The 18,768-nt window shown below is 50.3% G+C and carries 11 protein-coding genes and 2 pseudogenes; 11 read left to right on the top strand and 2 right to left on the bottom strand.

Annotated features, from left to right (window positions below):
• Nucleotides 1-133: 133 nt before the first annotated feature.
• Nucleotides 134-1,458 (bottom strand): annotated as a pseudogene (locus tag ACOYNV_RS11095) (IS110 family transposase).
• 633 nt (nt 1,459-2,091) lie between these two features.
• Here ACOYNV_RS11095 and ACOYNV_RS11090 point away from each other — a divergent pair.
• The 11 genes and pseudogenes from ACOYNV_RS11090 to ACOYNV_RS11040 all read left to right on the top strand — a co-directional run.
• Nucleotides 2,092-2,592 (top strand): annotated as a pseudogene (locus tag ACOYNV_RS11090) (transposase); the annotation flags it as partial.
• A gap of 240 nt (nt 2,593-2,832) precedes the next feature.
• A complete protein-coding gene (locus tag ACOYNV_RS11085) occupies nt 2,833-3,591 on the top strand; it encodes a class I SAM-dependent methyltransferase (protein ID WP_422899838.1) in 759 nt (252 codons plus the stop codon).
• Between the two features lie 1,010 nt (nt 3,592-4,601).
• Entirely contained in the window at nt 4,602-5,249 is a 648-nt protein-coding gene (locus tag ACOYNV_RS11080; protein ID WP_422899837.1) for a class I SAM-dependent methyltransferase, read from the top strand.
• An 88-nt stretch (nt 5,250-5,337) separates the two neighbouring features.
• Nucleotides 5,338-6,213 (top strand): glycosyltransferase family 2 protein, encoded by an 876-nt coding sequence (locus tag ACOYNV_RS11075; protein ID WP_422899836.1) that lies wholly within the window; start codon nt 5,338-5,340, stop codon nt 6,211-6,213.
• Nucleotides 6,210-7,697, top strand: coding sequence for an FAD-dependent oxidoreductase (locus ACOYNV_RS11070; RefSeq protein WP_422899835.1), 1,488 nt, complete (start codon nt 6,210-6,212; stop codon nt 7,695-7,697). Before ACOYNV_RS11075 ends, ACOYNV_RS11070 begins: the two co-directional genes overlap by 4 nt.
• 59 nt (nt 7,698-7,756) lie before the next feature.
• A complete protein-coding gene (locus tag ACOYNV_RS11065; RefSeq protein WP_422899834.1) occupies nt 7,757-8,869 on the top strand; it encodes a DegT/DnrJ/EryC1/StrS family aminotransferase in 1,113 nt (370 codons plus the stop codon).
• Between the two features lie 382 nt (nt 8,870-9,251).
• Nucleotides 9,252-9,923: an N-acetylneuraminate synthase family protein gene (locus tag ACOYNV_RS11060; protein ID WP_422899833.1), complete on the top strand. Its 672-nt coding sequence runs from the start codon at nt 9,252-9,254 to the stop codon at nt 9,921-9,923.
• Nucleotides 9,916-10,503, top strand: a complete 588-nt coding sequence (locus ACOYNV_RS11055; RefSeq protein WP_422899832.1) for a hypothetical protein — start codon at nt 9,916-9,918, stop codon at nt 10,501-10,503. The genes ACOYNV_RS11060 and ACOYNV_RS11055 overlap by 8 nt, the downstream gene beginning before the upstream one ends.
• A gap of 4 nt (nt 10,504-10,507) precedes the next feature.
• Nucleotides 10,508-15,283: a methyltransferase domain-containing protein gene (locus ACOYNV_RS11050; RefSeq protein ID WP_422899831.1), complete on the top strand. Its 4,776-nt coding sequence runs from the start codon at nt 10,508-10,510 to the stop codon at nt 15,281-15,283.
• A gap of 231 nt (nt 15,284-15,514) precedes the next feature.
• Nucleotides 15,515-16,567, top strand: a complete 1,053-nt coding sequence (locus ACOYNV_RS11045; RefSeq protein WP_422899830.1) for an Rpn family recombination-promoting nuclease/putative transposase — start codon at nt 15,515-15,517, stop codon at nt 16,565-16,567.
• Between the two features lie 318 nt (nt 16,568-16,885).
• Nucleotides 16,886-17,161: a DUF4351 domain-containing protein gene (locus ACOYNV_RS11040; protein ID WP_422899829.1), complete on the top strand. Its 276-nt coding sequence runs from the start codon at nt 16,886-16,888 to the stop codon at nt 17,159-17,161.
• A gap of 261 nt (nt 17,162-17,422) precedes the next feature.
• Here the strand turns inward: ACOYNV_RS11040 and ACOYNV_RS11035 are convergent, their stop codons facing one another.
• On the bottom strand, nt 17,423-18,349 hold the full coding sequence (locus tag ACOYNV_RS11035) for an Rpn family recombination-promoting nuclease/putative transposase (protein WP_422899828.1): 927 nt from the start codon (nt 18,347-18,349) through the stop codon (nt 17,423-17,425).
• Between the last annotated feature and the right edge of the window lie 419 nt (nt 18,350-18,768).

Genomic DNA, 18,768 nt, shown 5'->3' with positions numbered 1-18,768 from the left:
ACGGGTTTGCCGAATATTTACTACTGGTGTTTTTTTAATCATTTTGCTCGTAAATGTGATGTCTGGTAGCGCATTTTGAAACCCCGGTAAATCTAACTTTTCTCGTAAGAAGCAGAACGGGTTCAAGTCGTTTTCATGCGGGCACGGTGGTCGGATTGATATCGAAACCAAGCGCGGTGGCGCGACGCTTGAGTGCGGCGATGCTGCGCCGGCGCTGCTGTTCTTCGTAGCGCTGCTGTCCCTGGTCGACGAAGTCTTCGCCGCGGGTCAGCATGAAGTACACCATGCGCGCGAGTTTGTGGGCCGTGGCGGTGTTGGCGCGCGGCTTGTCCATGCGGCGGCAGAGGCGGCGATAGAACGCGCCGAGTGCGGAGTCGCTGTGCGCCAGGCTCATCGCCGCCATCTTCAACGCCTGGCGAACCCGGTTGGCCGAGCGCCTGGTCTTGGCGGAGAGGACCTTGCCGCCGCTAATCTTGGTGCCTGGGCAGAGTCCAAGCCACGAACAAAATTGTTTGACGGTGGCGAAGTGGCTCAGGTCGGGGCCGATTTCGGAGAGTATTTTCATCACCGCCGTCAGGCCCAGTCCATTGATGCGTGTGAGGTCGACGCCAGCCCAATTGGCGAGCATCTGGCGGATATCGAAGTCCTGGCGCAGCTTGCTGCCCGTCCGCGGGGCCATCCCCAGATCAATGTTGCGCTACCCGAGATCACGCAGCAAGGCGTGGAGCTTTGCGTCGCACTCGGCCAGATGCCGGGCGATGTCGTCGTACATCGCCAGCGCCTGGCCGAGCACGAACAGGTGCTCGTCGCGCCAGTTGCCGGTCAGCGTCTTGGCAATTTCGCTGGCACTGGCCTTGACGCGGCGGTCGCGGTGCTTGGCGAGCGCGCCAGGATCGCGTTCCCCGGCCACGATGGCGCGGATGATCGCCTGGCCGGTCGTCCCCATGACGTCGGTCAACACCTCGGTAAGCTGAATGTTCATCTGCACCAGCGCTTTCTGCATGCGTTGGATCCAACTGGCCTGCTCGGCGATCAAAACCTCGCGTTGACGGGCTACCGCGCGCACGACGCACACGTCGCCTTCAGGGCGCCAGGCGGCACGCAGCAAGCCCAGGCTCATCAGCTTTTGCAGCCACTGGCAGTCCTGCACATCGCTCTTGCGACCGGGAACGTACTTCATCTGCCGCGCATCCACCAGCCAGACCTACAGGCCGCGCTGTTCAAGCACTTCATACACAGGAATCCAATAGACGCCGGTGGACTCGAGGCCACCGTATCGACACCACAGGCCAGCAACCAGTCGGCCATCGCGTTCAGGTCGTCGGTCATCGGGCCGAACTCGCGTACCGATTCTTCGGCCGCATGTCGCGGCACCGCCACCCAGTGGCTTGATCCCCCGACATCAATTCCCGCAGCATTGGGAAACACCACCTCGTCCTCTCGTGTGCGCATGGCCATGATCTGCTCCTCAATGGTTAATCAATGGCAGCGCCATGGGAAACGTCGAAAATCGACTCGATCTCGTAAACGGAATGCACATCTCTGCGCTCACCACTGTCGCCGACGATTCCCGGACCATGCTCAAAAACGGGCTCGCTTGAACTCACACCAATGGTAGGTCGGTCATATCGGCGCTGCCGTTAACTATGTGGGTCAAGCAGCGCGTATCTCAAGACTGCACGAACACTGTTTCTTCGAGAGCGCCTGACCCGCGCGCGGGGTTGGGAGGCTCAATAGAACGTCAAATTGTGTTTTCTTGGACTGTTTTCGCGTGTTGTTCGCCAAAACAAGAATTTACCAGAGAAACACTGAATTATTTATGGCGCTACGTATAATTCTGACACTACAAAACACCATCACGAAACCTGATCGTACTCACTACAGAGCCTCTTGCAAAACCCTTATTACGTGCTGAATTATTTTGCCGCCAAGGGCAAAACACGCCTGAAAGGCATGCGGATTTATTATAATAGCGCTTTTTAATCAATGCGTTATTAAGCTACCATGGATAATACCCGACCCGAACAAATGATGCAACGGTGGAACCTTATTCAGCACGAATTGCTACCCGAGTTAAAAGACGAGGTTGGTGGCGACCGCGGCGCCAAGTGCAATGCCCAAAGCTACAAAAACGGATGGAACGGCTACAAATTGCACATCGATACCGCCGATTGCGGCGTACCGATTTCGGCGCTGCTGTCTTCCGCCTCCATGCACGATAGCCTGGCGGCCATCCCGCTGTCGCTGATCAGTGGGCAGCGGGTCATCAATCTCTATGATGTGATGGATGCCGCCTATTGTAGTTTCGAGTTGCATGAACACCGTCGGAGTCTGAACCACGTTCCCCTGATTGACCACAACCCCCGGGGCGGACTGAAAGACGAATTCGAGCCGCCCGACGCCATCCGCTATGACCAACGGAAATCCCTGTGGGACAACGAGCGAACTGTCGCCGAACGAACCAATGCGCGCCTCAAGGACGAATTCGGTGGCAATACCATCCGGGTCAAGGGTGACATCAAAGTCATGTCGCACCTGATGTTCGGCATCCTGGCCCTGTCGTCCGATCAATTGATGCGATTGCGAGGATGACGTTCGCCACGGCTCCTTTTTCGTCCATGCAGTTGTCGATGCAGGGGCCTCTTTGTCCAAAAATCGCCAAAAAATGCCTTTTAGCTAAAAAACCATCCCGTAAACCCGGCCTGCCTCAAAAATTCGCCCTCAAACGGCAAAAACGAAAGTACGGAAGTTATTGAAAACCACTTTTGCAAGAGGCTCATATATGTTAACTACATGTTTTAGATTGTTAATATAAAACCTAAGGAATTCTTTATGAAGTTACGAAAACTAAACCATCTACCAAGTGGGAGAGATGAGTGGTTGATACCCAAGGAGGCGCTCATATCAGTTGCAATTTTAGAAACATTCAACCCAGAGTCAAGACTGCTTATTGAGTGCGGCGTATTAAATGGAGCATACACACTAAATATATTAAAAAATGTACTTGGAAGCACTGCTATCGGGATAGACCCTTTTCCAAATATGTCAAAACTGAAAGCGCGCATGCTCGCTAGAATGAGTGGTCTAAAATTCGATTTATTGGATTCATGGAATGAATTGAACCTTTCAAAACAAAAGGCTTCTCTTATCCACATAGACGGTCTTCATACTGAGGATGCTGTTTATAACGATTTAGTTAAAGCAACAATACATCTTCATGAAGGGGGAGTTATTGTGTGTGATGATTACTGTCAATCCATATTTCCAGGCGTTGCAATAGGATATTCAAAATTCATTCTGAATTTTGAATATATTCCATTTTTATGCACAGGCTCTAAAGCTTATATTTGCGAAACAAGGTACCATCAATCCTGGTTGACAAGATGCACAGAAGCCCTGTCCATGCAATCAATAATACCGTGGGCAAGACATCTGGGCGAGGGGGAGGATACTCCGTATGTATCCATGCCGTTAATAAAGGGTTATCCGACTTTACTGTCCTGGGATTACGCTAGAGCCTCTTCGACTAGCGACTTGCTCCCAGTCTGGCCTGAGCAACCACCCACCAATTTAATTCAGCTAAAGGATTAGGCTGGTTCATGTTCGAAGCACAACGCGATCTATAGACTGTTGAAAAACCTTCGGGGGAGTTTTATGTGTAAGTCATTTCATGGGTGGGCTATTCAACTTGTTTCGAATCACTGTAAGGTCCTCCTGTGTGACTGAAACCATTGAACATTTGCTGGAAGAAAATTGATGTGGCAAACCGACGAGGTTATTGTTGGGGCCTCGCTCCCAACTTTTATCGGGCCTAGCTAAGGAGCCTGAGTTTTGCAACGATTGGTCAATTTGCACGTGCGCCGCAAACTCTCTGCTAATTTAGATTTATGTCGACCCAGTGGAGTGGAAATCTGAAATTTATCATGCCAAGTATTTATATAGGTGTAAATCTGATATTTTTCAACTTGGCTAAGTTGTTTGCAATTCCTGGGCCCCGACTGCCAGTTCAAGAAGCAATGAAGTTAAACATTATTAGCGACCTAGACCTCAGTTAATGAAATTTGCACTTACTGATTGTATCCGTGTACTCGGAAAGAAACAAATTTTAATGCGCTCTACAATTGGCGATAAATTGATCAGATCACTGGTTCGTTTGTTACCTTCGAGTGTAATCCTCATCTACAACGCGGCCTTTATAAAATGACAGAGTCAAATTACACATCGATAACAGATTCTGAAATAGTCGAGGCCTGTTTTGATAGTTATCGGGTGGCTATTGTGATCCCCGCGCTTAACGAATCAGCGACTATCGTTAGCGTCGTCGAATCGGTAGCGTCTTATGATGTTCCAATTATTGTCGATGACGGGTTAACAGCTGGAACAAGCAAAATGGCTAGGCGGGCAGGCGCCATTATCGTTTGTAACTGTCAGGAAATTACTTTTACAAGTAGCTCGAAAGTCGTTAGCCTCAGGTGATGTGTGATGATGAATTCAAAATTGCTAGAAAGTATGAAGCGCTTCACGGTGTAATGGACTTATGCATGTGGAGAACACACAAACGACCGATCCTTTAACATTGATCACCAAGGTTTATTATGGGCATGAGTAAAAGCAGGCCAATTGAAAAAATAAATATAAGCACTAGTACTGAGTACTATGACGCGATAGCAAATAGCTATTCTCGTGAGACCGAAAAGAGGAAGCAATATATTATATCAATTAATGAATGGGTTAGGGATTGGCTTAGAAGTCAACTCTGTACCAACATACTTGATGTTGGCACTGGCGACGGGAAAAGACTATTGAACATACTGCAAGATGTTAACTACTTGTCTTTAAGTATAATTGAACCATCCACGAAGCTAATAAATATTGCACAAAGCAATTTCCCTAAATCCAATTTTTGCAATAGAGATCTGAAAGACTGTGATTTTCCAAAAAGTAGCTTCTCACACGTTCTATCTCTTTGGAATGTACTAGGGCATGTAACTAACAGACATGAATTTGCTGCCAAGATTTTCCAGTTACTGGAGCCTGATGGCTACTTTATTTTTGATGTAAACAATCGTTATAACATACAGAACTACGGGTTCATTTCAGTTGCCAGAAACTACCTAAAAGATATTTTAAGTAAGGCTGAAGCCGGTTACTTCATTCTAAGAAATTCAGGGAACTCGACAAGAGTCTTTATTCATTCAGAAAGAGATGCCATCGCTTTGATGAAGATGACCGGTTTCGAGGAAATATAAGTATACTATGTTGGCTATGAAAGTGGTAGTTTTCGAAGCTCACAGTTCTTCGGACAACTTCTAATATTCGCAAGGTAAGGGCACTAATATGCAAAATATTTGCAAAAAGAAACATGGCGTCAGCGTTGTATTGATTTGCCTAAATGACTCTAAGTGTATTGGGCAGATGTTGAATAGCATCTTGAAATCATCTCCGTCGGAAATTATTGTAGTTGATGGTGGATCGATTGATTCAACTATTGAAATAGCAGCTCAATATACTGATAAGGTGTATCAATCTCATAGGGGTATGCTGAATCAAACATTGTATGGAATGAACCTGGTTGAGTATGATCACGTGTTTCTTGCGGAGTCTGATCACGTGTATCCAGAAAGCTTCCTAAATGACCTATTTGTTGAATATTTGGCAAGTGAATTTCATGGTTTACAGGCTCAACTGGCTTACCCAAATAGAAGAAATTTCTTTGAAGTTGGACATGGGGAATTCTACAAAATTCACTTCAGTAAAAAGGGTATTAGACCGCTGATAGCTTGTCCTCAAATATGGCGCTATGAATACTTGGATCAATTGCTTAAAGTTACCAATAAGTCTCAGGGGTTCTCATTTGATACACAAAGAGGGGAAGTGGGTAAAGCATTGAAGTTAACTGTGGGAGTTGGTTACACAATGGCTTACGAAATGCAGGAAATCGATTTTTCAAAATTCATGAAACGCCATACCAATTATGGTGAGGGTGATTACGAGTTCTATTGCAACAATTATGGCAGATGGTCCACTGTTCGAAAATTGAAGAGTTTAACGCATGTCTTATTGCGTTATTTTGTGATATATCCTTGCAAATCCTTATATTATGGGAATCCACTTGTGGCAGTCCCGTACTTCTGGTTGGTTGGACTTGTCAGATATCGAGCTTGGTTTCTTGCTTGGATTAAGAACTCAGTCTTTAAGGAGATTTTGAAATGAAAATTATTATCATTGGAAATGGTATTTTAGCACTAAGCACAGCTTTCAGATTACTGAAACAGGGCGATAGTGAATTGGTTATTATTGGACCAAGGGCGCGGACTGGGGGCGCAACACCAGCGGCAGCGGCTATGCTTAATTCGTTCGCAGAACTGGAACATGGAAGTTTGGAAAGTAAAGAGAGCTTGGAGTATTTTGGAATGAGCCATTTGGCAGCGCAAATGTGGCCAAGTTTTGAACGAGAATTAATCGAGTATGCGGGTGATTTGTTGCCGGTAGAGTGTGCGTCTTGTCAAATTTTGACAGGTGGATGTTTTGGTCGAGGTACTTACGTAATTAATAACTCAACTACTAATCATCTAGAGGATTTAAATTACAATGCAGTTATAGCTGGGCTGAAGGAGTTTAATGAGTCATTTTTCGAAGTCGAACCGGATAGTATACCGAACTACTTCCCTGAGGCCCGCTCAAGAGCGCAAAGAGCATTATTAATTCCAAATGAGGGGTGGTTGAATCCGAAGATTGTTCTGAATAAGCTTGAGAATATTTTGTATTCCAACCCCAAGGTGAAATATATCGATGATGTAGTGACGGTGTTGAACTTTAATGGAATTGATATGGTCGAGTCAGTTACCGTTTCAAGCGGGGTAAAGATAGTTGGTGAAAATGTTTTGCTAGCTAACGGCGTCGGTGTTACTGGGCTCATCGAAAATACACCATACGCTAATCTAATTCCGCCAGTATTTAGTTCTGTTGGGGTATCAATTGAAATCAGATCCATTAACGAAAAACACTCGAATGTTATTCGATCTCCAAATCGAGGTGGTGGCTGCGGAATTTATACCGCGCCATATTTTAAAGGACCGAATTGGCCTAGAAATCACATTCTAATTGGTGCTAGCAGCGTTACCACTCTGAATCCGAGGTTTTATGGGAGAATTGTAAGCGTTTCCCATTTGTTGCATAGTGCAATTAAGGAGGTAAATCAAGAGTTTTATAATGCCGAATTGATTGGCGTTAATGTTGGCAATCGACCAATTGCTTTGGATGGTTATCCGCTATTGGGAAGGGTAGATGGTTCTAACTTATTTATCATAACGGGGACAAAGCGAGATGGCTTTCATCTTGCGCCACTGATTTCGGAGTTTATTGCAAAACAAATTATTTCGCCTAACTCCGTTAACCCGTATACCTTGTTTAGACCAGACCGTGATGTAATTAAGGATATTCCCATTGAAAAGGCGGAAAATTCCTTTGTGGCATCAAAGATAAACGAGGCCTACCAGCATGGTTTTGTCGCGACGAATCACTTTCAGGTTCAGCAGCTGGAGGCTGATTGGTTATCAAAGATTAGGTTTGTACATAGTGAAATTGGGGCTACAACCTTTGGTGTGCCGACACAGATGTATAGCGTTTATCGTGATATTCTCGGCGATCCAGTTACTAATAGAAATTTGTTAGAATATGTTAAAAATCAATATTAGATCATTATTTTGTATTGTTCATTTCAACTGGAATTCATCGCTCAATAACTGGCTTTTTTATGTCTAATAGATCAATTTTTGTTACACGACCATTTCTCCCCCCGCTTTCTGAATTTGTGCCCTATCTCGAAGAAATCTGGGAGAATAGGGTTCTGACTAATGGGGGGGGTTATCACCAGCGATTTGAGCGCGCACTATGCGAGTATCTTGGCGTTGATCACCTCGCGTTGTTTGCTAACGGTACTATTGCATTGTTAACGGCATTGCAAGCCTTGCGCATTTCTGGTGAAGTCATTACGACCCCGTATTCGTTCGTAGCCACGGCGCACTCATTGTTGTGGAATGGTATAACCCCCGTGTTTGTGGATATAGACCCAGATACACTTAACCTCGATCCGAACAAAATTGAGGTGGCAATTACACCAAGGACTACTGCCATTATGCCGGTGCACGTGTACGGTCACCCTTGTGATGTCGAGGCGATCCAGAGAATTGCTGACAACTATAATCTTAAGGTTATTTACGATGCTGCACATGCTTTTGGGGTGCAAGGAGAGGGCGGAAGTGTGCTGATCCATGGTGACCTATCGGTGTTGAGTTTTCACGCTACGAAAGTATTTAATACATTTGAAGGTGGCGCGATCATTTGTCCTGACGCCAAAACGAAAGATCGAATTGACCGATTAAAGAACTTCGGTTATTGTGGCGAACTGGAGGTTATTGACACTGGGATTAATGGTAAATTAAGCGAGTTTGGTTCAGCTCTTGGGTTGTTGCAGTTGCAGTACATCGATAGGTTAATTTTTCGCCGGGGGAAAATTGATGCCACCTACCGTGCTCGCTTGAAGACGGTAAAAGGTATTCGCTGCCTTGGGGACGCGGGGGAGAAAGTGCCGAATCACTCGTACTTTCCTATTCTCGTACAGGCTGACTATCCACTCAGTAGAGACGCATTGTGGCAGCGATTTAAAGATAAAGGCATACATTGCCGTCGTTACTTCTATCCATTGATAACTGACTTCGCTATGTATCGCAGTCTGCCATCAGCCAATCGCGAGAAACTCCCCGTGGCAACTGCAGCAGCGCAGCAGGTCCTTTGTCTACCGATTTACCCGGATTTGGAGTTGGCAGTTGTCGATGAAATAGCAGAGTTCATAGCAATTCAGACTTAGGGATACTTTGATAACCTTGACATCCAGTGAGATGCCGGAGCGTTAAACGAATATGAAACAAATCAGCCTTGCCGCTGGCGGTTGTGAGATTGACACCAAGCGCACGATCAAGCGCGTGTTCCTTGCGACCACATAATTGCTATTCACTTCATAATAAATATGACTGTTCAGCCAGTATGTCAAACACCAGAGAAAGCGTTGTTCTTATGTCGTACGCCCTTTCAGGCTGTGATACTCAAGCAGATACTTACAGCCGAAGCAGCTGATTATTATGATTTGGTTTATTACCCTCAAAATAACTCTGTAGAAGATCTGTACTATTGAGCCTCTTGCAAAACCCTTATTCCGTGCTGAATTATTTTGCCGCCAAGGGCAATAACACGTGCCCTGCTACAAAATTGCCTCATTCGAAATGACCGACCTGCCCCTTGTCCGCAAGGTTGCGGCTACAGGAAAACCGATGAGCATTTCCACCGGCATGGCCACCGCCGCCGAGATCGACGAGACTGTAAGAACTGCACGCTCTACAGGCTGCCATGACGTCGTCCTCCTAAAATGCACCAGCACCTATCCGGCATCTCCCATAAACACCAACCTCAGCACCATTCCTCACCTGCTACAACTTACAAACTGCAAAGTTGGACTATCGGATCACACCATGGGCATCGGTGTTTCGGTGTCAGCCTTCGCCCTCGGGGCGACAGTTATCGAAAAATTCACATCGGCACGGTCCGTCGGAGGTGTCGATGCTGCCTTCTCTATCGAACCGGCAGAACTCAAATCGCTGGTAGAGGAGACAGAACGCGCCTGGCGAGCACTCGGGCAAGTCCGCTACGGAGCCTGCAGCGAGGCGGAACAAAAATCTCTCGCATTCCGACGCTCCATCTATGCCTGCCGCGACATCACCACCGATGAGTCGTTCACTGCAGAAAATATCCGTATCATCCGACCTGGATTTGGTTTGCCGCCGCGTTATCTTGAAATGTGCATCGGTCGAAAGGCTCGATGCCCAATCAAGGGTTGCACCCCAATCGCCTGGAATTTACTTGCCTGACAGCACCAATTTGAACTCTTCCCCAAACCAAAAAAATAACCTTACCTGCCAATTTATGATAACAACACCTATTGCATTCCTCTGGCCTAAAGACAGTGAAGGACTCAATCTACTGGTTGCCAATCTGCCTACGGGGCGCAAGGTCTTATGGCAACGCCGCCTGACTTGGAGAGATACGGATCACCGCTTCGGTGCCTTTCTCGATTTTCTTGATACTCATGGCGCACAAAGCCCTCTTTCGCTTGAAAGCTGGCACGCCAGCTTTAGCGATTTTATTAAGTACCTGCCAAATCAACATTTCCTGTTTATGATCTGGATGGATACCCTACAGCGGGGAGGGGACTCTACTGCCGAAATGCTGACATGGCTACCTGAAACCGTATCGGTTACGTTCTGCCTTTGGCGGGAAAAATCGCAAACGGATGAGAGGCTTATCAAAAGCCTCAGAGAAGCCGGAGGAATCTCCACGCTGGCTCAAGCTTTAGTCTATCGTGGCATATCGCTGGCAAGCGCACTGCAATACAATGCCATGCCTTCATTGGTACTCGATGCCCTTCCAACGCACTCCAATCATGACTGATACCATGAATGCGATTATTTATCTTCTCTGGCCGAAGAACCTCGAAATACTCAACAAGTATCTGGAAATGAATGGTCCGCGACTGATCATCACGCTCAGCTACTACCACTCGCCCGAACTGGAAGAGCTTGGTACTCGCTACAACAGCAAGATTGTAATCGCGAACGATATCCGATCAGCGGGGCGGCGTGCCGCCATAAACGATACCAGCGTAGCCATGCTGGCGGATGTAAATAGGTGCCTTGACCACCTTGATACTCGCCAGATCGAAAATGCTGCAGCAATTGGCGCTATAGCATCAAGTGCAAGCGCTTTGCTTCCCATTCTGATAAGCACGGTTTCCACTCTCGATGAATTAGCCGCCGAGCACCCTGTCGAACTTGTCTTACTCAATGAAGACTGGATGCCTATATCTAAAACCGTTGCACTATGGGCTAGAAAGAGGTTCATCACCAGTTTGCATGTTGCGCACAATCCATTTGTAACTCCAATAAGTGGGGTGCATGCCGAACAGAACTCCGACGCCATAGCAGTATTTGGCCCAATCGACAGGGAGTTATTGATTGATGCCAGATTCGTAAAGGAACGTATCTATTGCACCGGGTTACCTCAATTCGATGCACTTGCTCAACATCGAGATAACCGCCATTACTGGCGGAAACAGATTTGCGCATGGCATGGATTCGAACCAGCCAAACCCATTGTGGTCTACGGCACAACTTGGGCTAGCAATCTATCAACGCTTGAAGAGCCTGCCCTTGCCACAATTGCACTCTCCGCTTATTTTTCCGCCATTCAAACACTTGGCGACAAGGTTCAGCACATCATCAAGGACCGCCCAGCTACGGGCCCTGATGGAAAGTTACTGGTACAGGCAGTAGCCGCTCGCTTCGGTATATCAGACAACCAATATGCCTATGCGGCAGACACACCCACTAGCTCGCAGATCATAACAGAGCGACCCCTGCCCTACCTGCTCGGGGCTGACTTGATCGTCGCCACCAATTCTGGCTTGTCAATTGAAGCCCTCTGCGTAGGTACACGCACAGTCAACCTGATTGCCAGCTGCGACCACCCTTTCGGCTTTGCTTTCCCCGGCGATTGCGGCATTCGCCAAGCCACTGCCGAGAATCTGGCCGACACCATTCTAGCGACACTGCTTGACGAAAGCATTCCGGCGCAAATGGCTGCAGCCTTACCACGCATCAACGCCGGGCACCAACAAAACGCTTCAGCACGAATCGCTCAACTGATGGCGGAGTTGGCACTGAAAAATCCTGCGATTATTCCGTACCAACCCGATCCAGCGCCACCCAAGCAGCGACAAATTCCGGTTTGGAAAACCCATCTAGGCGTCGAGGACATCAACGCCACGGGTTACCACGGCGGCGCACGCAAAGACTTGGTGGAGATGTCACCTCGCCCCATCCGTTGTGCGCTGGATATCGGCTGCGCCGCTGGCGGCACCGGTGCCTACATCAAGGAAAAATACCCCAAGGCCCGTGTCATCGGCATCGAGATGAACCGCGCCGCTGCCGCCATTGCGGCGACTCGGCTCGACACCGTGCTGGTGGGTAAATTCGAGGATATCGACTTCGAAGCGGCGGGCATTCGCCCTGGCGACATCGACACGGTTATCGTGGCCGACGTTCTGGAGCACATGTACGACCCTTGGGCGGTGCTCACCCGTCTGCAACGTTACCTCAGTTCCGATGGCCAGATCATCGCCAGCATCCCCAACGTCCGCAACCTCAAACTCATGGAGGATCTGGCGGCGGGTTATTGGCGTTACGAACCCGCTGGCTTGCTGGATGTTACCCATATCCGCTTCTTCACCTTGCGCGAATTACGCCGCTTCTTTCACGAAACCGGCTACCACATTCGCAAACTGGTCTACGGTATTGATGCTCGCTTGCAAGGGTTTTATAACGCCAACCCAGGCAAGGCGTCACTTAACGTTGAGTTTGGGCGCATGTCGCTCAGGGACGTAACGCAAGAGGAGCTTAAAGAACTTTGCAGCTTGCAGTTTTATATTCTGGCGCAAACCGGTGCGCTAGCACAGGATATGGAACTCTATTCGCAGATCGACCCCTACCAAGTCTATATCACAGAATCACGACCAACACTTGAGCATGGTTTTGGTTTGCTGTGGGATCAACACTTGGCGACTTGGCAGTCACTGCCGGAAATCGAACTCATGCTGTTCGACACCAGCGGCAATACGGCGGCCGTCATCGCCACCATCGGTTATCTGGCTAATCAACTTTATTCCGGCACCTTGACCATCATCTCCGACTTACCGCCGCCAGAAGGATTTTCATCGAATGATCGACTGCGCTGGCTAATCAAGAACGTAGATGAAACCCTGCTTGGCGCAGCCAATCGTGTGCTCGCCAACAGCACTAGCCAATGGATCGGTCGCTTGTTCCCCGGTGACAAGCTTGAAGAAACGGCGCTGTTACGCCTCATGGAACTGGCCCATCGCCACCCGGATGCAGAGTGTCTGTACACCGACGACGATACGCTGCTCCTGGATAGCATTAGCCAACCACGCCTGAAACCAGACTTTGACCCGGATCTGCTGCTCGGCTGGTGCTACCTTGAAGGTCTCACCCTGTTCCGCCGTGAAACACTCAATCGACTGGGCGGCTTTGACCAATCGCTGCGCGGTGCCGAAATTCACGATCTTGCACTCAAGCTGTATGAAACCAACGGCTCGCTTGCCTTCGCACACCTGCCGAACCCTGCCTGCCACCGCCCCCCCACCGGTAACGACAATGACTTGCCTGGCGGCACCTTAGTCGCCGCCCGGCAAAAAGCGATCCAGGCCCATCTTGATCGAACCGGGAAAACAGCAACAATTGCCAGCGGTTGGCAACTGGGCAGCTTCCGTATCGATCGAACGCTACAAAAATGGCCCCGCGTCTCCATCCTCTTGCTCATCTCGGATCAATTGCCACTGGTTCAGGAAACCATCGAAGCCATTTTTGAAAAGACTCGTTACGCTGATTTTGAACTGCTTCTCCTCGACAATCCGATCCGCGACTCTGCTTTACGCGCCTATCTCGCAGATCTCGATCAACTGGACGATGATCGGCTGAAAGTTTTCACCCAGCCCGAACCCGCCACCCCACCCGCACTCTTCAACCTGCTGGCAGCACAGGCGAGCGGCGAGGTTTTGGTGTGCCTTGATGCCAACTGCTCCCCACTGTCCCCCGACTGGCTGGAGAACCTGGTAGCCAACGCGTGGCGCCCGGAGATCGGCGTCGTAGCGCCGCGCTTGCTTAATGCCAAAGGAGAAATTGTTCGCAGCGCCCTGATTGCCGGCTGTGGCGGATCATCCAGCGACGCCTTCGCCGGCAGAACACTTTCAGACTCAGGCCCAGATGGGCGCGCACACCAAGTCCAGCGATTCTCCGCCTTGCCTTTTGGCTGCCTGGTTTTGCGCAGCGAGGTCTATCGTGCGGCACAGGGTTTTGACAGCACTGAAATCGATGCGGATCTGGCCGCACTCGACTTAACCTTACGCTTAACTACCGCCGGACTGGCCTGCCTGTGGACGCCCTATGTCAGCATACTGTGCCGACAAGCAGATGCGATTGCAGAAGCAGGCGTTAAAGATGCTTCCGATCAAGCAGCGCCGCCGCTCGACAGCCATAGGCTGGACACAATTTACGCCCGGCACCTTCCGCTACTTGCTCGCGACCCGGCCTATCACCCCGCACTATCGATGGCCGGGCCACCCTTCGAGCTTGAAACCCGGCCAGCACTTTTCAAAGATCATTTGCCGTGGCGACCTTTACCGAAAATTCTGGCGGCCGTTGCCGATACGCACGGCTGTGGCCACTACCGCATCATACTGCCGGCTATTACCCTTAATCAGCACTACAAGGCGACAGTCGAGTATTCATCAGCAGCCTTCAGCGTTCCCGAACTGGCACGCATCGCTCCGGATGCCCTTGTACTCCAACGCCAACTAACCGACCCGCAAATCGAACGTACAGCGGAAATCCGACGACATTTCAGTTTTCCCGTCCACTTTGAATTGGATGACCTGGTCACGGATATTCCCAAAAATAGCGTGCACCGTGGCGAAATTCCAAAGGACATAAGCAATCGCCTGAGAAAAGCCCTCGGCCTGGTCGACACCTTCATCGTATCTACCGAGGCCCTCAAGGTCGCTTACGACAACTATCACCATAAAATCCTCGTCGTGCCCAATCGGTTGTCACGCGAACGCTGGCAAAACCTCGCCAAACCGTACAAAAACCACCGCCGCCCGCGCGTCGGTTGGAGCGGATCCGTCAGCCACACCGGCGACCTGCTGATCATCGCCGACGTTGTGCAGAACTTGGCAGCGGAAGTTGACTGGATATTCATGGGTCACTGCCCCTCGCAATTACGGCCCTTCATTAGCGAATACCACCACGGCGTCCCTTTCAGCGAATATCCCGAAGCCTTGGCCGCCTTGGATCTCGACCTGGCTATCGCGCCCTTGGAGCAAAACCAGTTCAACGAATGCAAATCCAACCTCAAGTTGCTCGAATACGGCATCCTTGGCTACCCGGTCATCGCCACCAACATTCATCCCTACCAGGGCGAACTGCCGGTGACGCTGGTCAAGAACAAATTCGCGCCGTGGGTCAAAGCGATCAGAGAACATGTTGCTGACCGGGACGAACTCGCCCGCCGGGGTGCCGCATTACGCATCGAGGTAGAAAAGAACTGGATGCTGGAAGACCACTTGACCGATTGGCTTGAGGCCTGGACAAGCAAATAATAATAATAATACTCAGCAAGCAATTGGCTGGAGACCCGCATGAATAAACAACCTTCAAGGCTTAATGCTGAAGAGTGGCGTATTCATTGCCTCTCCCGGCCTCACCATTGCAGACGACCAATGGGTGAGCCTTCCAGAGGTGCGCCGTTAAATTCCAGCTTGCACGGGAGCGACGGGGTATTTACGACCCGCCCCGTCATCCTTTTATAATTAGGAGCGCCTTTCAAAGCCATGACCGAACTTGACACATTGTTGCCTGCCGACGACTACGACAGCCCCTGGAAAGACGCTCTGGAACGTTACTTTCCCGAATTCATGGCCTTCTACTTTCCCGAAGCGCATGCCCTCATCGACTGGAGCTACGGTTACCAAACGCTTAATACCGAATTACGCCAAGTGGTGCGCGATGCCGAAATCGGCAAGCGCTTCGCCGATGCCCTGGTGCAAGTAACACTCCTCACAGGGGCTGAAGAATGGATCTACATTCACGTTGAAGTGCAAGGCCAACGCGAAACCAACTTTGCACGGCGCATGTTTACCTACAACTACAGACTCTACGATCGATTCGAACGTCCCATCGCCAGCCTGGCCGTACTGGCCGACGCTGATGACTACTGGCGGCCCGACCATTTCGGCTTTGATATCCTCGGCTGTCGGCACCGCCTCGACTTCCCGGTCGTCAAGCTGCTTGACTACGCGCCCAAACTCGACGCACTGGAAAACGACGCCAACCCCTTCGCACTGGTCACTGCCGCACACCTGCGCACATGGCAGACGCGAAAAGACCCGGACGCCCGCTACCAGGCCAAACGTACCCTCGTTCGCCGGCTCTATCGAAAGGCATGGGACAAACAGCGTATCCTCGACCTGTTTGCCATTCTCGACTGGATGATGCGACTACCCGATGGTCTCGAACAAAAACTATGGCAAGATATTGAACAAATTGAAGGAGAAACCCGAATGCGATACGTCACCAGTGTAGAGCGCCTCGCCACCGAGCGCGGCCGCAAGCAAGGTATTCAGCAAGGCATCGAACAAGGCATCGAACAAGGTATCGAACAAGGCATCGAACAAGGTATCGAACAAGGTATCGAACAAGGCGAGATCAAAGGCAAGCTTGAAGGGGAGGCGCTCGTCATTGAGCGCCTGCTCACCAAACGCTTCGGCCCGCTACCTGACTCAGCCCGTGCCCGTCTGCATACCGCCACCACCGACCAGCTTGAAAGCTGGGTCGACCGCGTATTGGACGCACCCAGCCTCGATGCAGTATTCGGCGATCACTGAGCGATTTAAAAAGCCAACTGCCACAACATTCCCTGCTCCCCGTGCGCCACGTTAGAAGTCTCTACCCGGCCAGGTCGCATGAAAGAGGTTCGGGCTACCGCCAAGCAGCCTTCTCTGCCCGGTCAAGACTTCCTCCTGCTTTCCTGAGCCCCGCAAGCCAATAAACATGCGAATCTCGGGCATGCCCTGCGGTGACCCAGATTCCGCGTGCGCAAAGAAAAGAATTTGCGCACCCTACCGGGCTGGATGATGCGACTACCCGATGGTCTCGAACAAAAACTATGGCAAGATATTGAACAAATTGAAGGAGAAACCCGAATGCGATACGTCACCAGTGTAGAGCGCCTCGCCACCGAGCGCGGCCGCAAGCAAGGTATTCAGCAAGGCATCGAACAAGGTATCGAACAAGGCGAGATCAAAGGCAAGCTTGAAGGGGAGGCGCTCGTCATTGAGCGCCTGCTCACCAAACGCTTCGGCCCGCTACCTGACTCAGCCCGTGCCCGTCTGCATACCGCCACCACCGACCAGCTTGAAAGCTGGGTCGACCGCGTATTGGACGCACCCAGCCTCGATGCAGTATTCGGCGATCACTGAGCGATTTAAAAAGCCAACTGCCACAACATTCCCTGCTCCCCGTGCGCCACGTTAGAAGTCTCTACCCGGCCAGGTCGCATGAAAGAGGTTCGGGCTACCGCCAAGCAGCCTTCTCTGCCCGGTCAAGACTTCCTCCTGCTTTCCTGAGCCCCGCAAGCCAATAAACATGCGAATCTCGGGCATGCCCTGCGGTGACCCAGATACCGCGTGCGCAAAGAAAAGAATTTGCGCACCCTACTGGGCTGAGGTTCCCCTCTTCGATTACCTCTTTTTGGCAAGTCGTAGCAGTTTGACCTGTTCATCGTTTAAACCCGTCATGGAGACAATAGAAGCATCGTCAAGAATGTCCAGCAGGTTGCTCGCAACCTCCAGCGCTTTGGTTAGCTCCCCAAGTTTTCGGCCCTCTTCCCGGCCCTCTTCCCGGCCCTCTTCCCGGCCCTCTTCCAGCCCTTCTTCCCGCCCCTTTTCCACACCCCGTTCCTCAGCCAACTTCAGTGAACCGCGCTGCAAAATAATGAAATCACGGCGCTTGAATTGAATCTCCAATTCTTCCCGGCTCATGGCGGCTTCATTGATCAGGCTGAAGGCTTCGTTGATGCTGGGGACACTGGCGAGGGTATCGGGGATGTATTCCAGGCTGCCGGCATTCTTGACGAAAAATATCCATTTATCTTGAATGCTGTCGAGCGCGTTCAGTTCCAGTGTGAATTTGGGTAACTCGACAAACATCAGTTCGACATCGTCGCTGTATTCGATAAAGCGATCACGTTCGATGAGCCTGAAGCGGCTGATCGGCTCCTGACTGCCTTCGAACATGATGAAATCGGTAAAGGTCAGCGCGATGACCGGGTTGAGAAGCGTGTAATCCTCGCCCTTCACCAACTGGGTGGCGTATTCCTTGGCGGCATTATGGAGAATACGTTTCTCAAAGCCCGCCACGTTGAGCACCTGCATTTCGATAATCACGTGCTTACCGTTACCCAGGACGGCTTTGACATCGACATAGGTGTCCTTCATGCCCATTAGCATGGGAATCTGGTAAGGATCGACGATGGTCAGATCGACAATCGCATATTCGCCCTGGTAATTCAGAATGGCGTTGAGAAAACTGATCAGCACCGGCTTGGAGCCTTCTGAACCAAAAACTCGCTTGAAGGCGTAATCGGTTTTAACATCCAGAAAACGCATGGCTTGACTCCTTGAATCAACGATGCAGGATTTTATCATGCGGATTATTTGTTTTCGGGCAAGGCCGCATCTAAAAAACCCCGGCATCGCCGACAAAGACCAAGCCACTTATCCAACCCCAACCCAGATACCGCGTGCGCAAAGAAAAGAAAAGAATTTGCGGACCCTGCCAGGTTATTACCATTCCCCACTAACGCCTCTGAAAGCCAATGAACATGCGGCTCTCCAGCATGCACTTCGGCGCCCGACAGCCCTTGTAGGAGCTCAGCTTGCTGGGCGATTACGGTCGGGCCGAATCAACCCATCGCGCAGAAATCTGCGCTCCTACAAAAACGCGTCAGTTTTGCGCGCTACGTGCTTCGGTGCCCGACAGCCCTTGTAGGAGCTCAGCTTGCTGGGCGATTACGGTCGGGCCGAAT

Origin of the sequence: Propionivibrio sp. (assembly GCF_049316945.1) — a bacterium.
Taxonomy (GTDB): domain Bacteria; phylum Pseudomonadota; class Gammaproteobacteria; order Burkholderiales; family Rhodocyclaceae; genus Propionivibrio.
The sequence above is the reverse complement of the archived record's forward strand: the minus strand, read 5'-3'. Positions and strand labels throughout refer to the sequence as shown.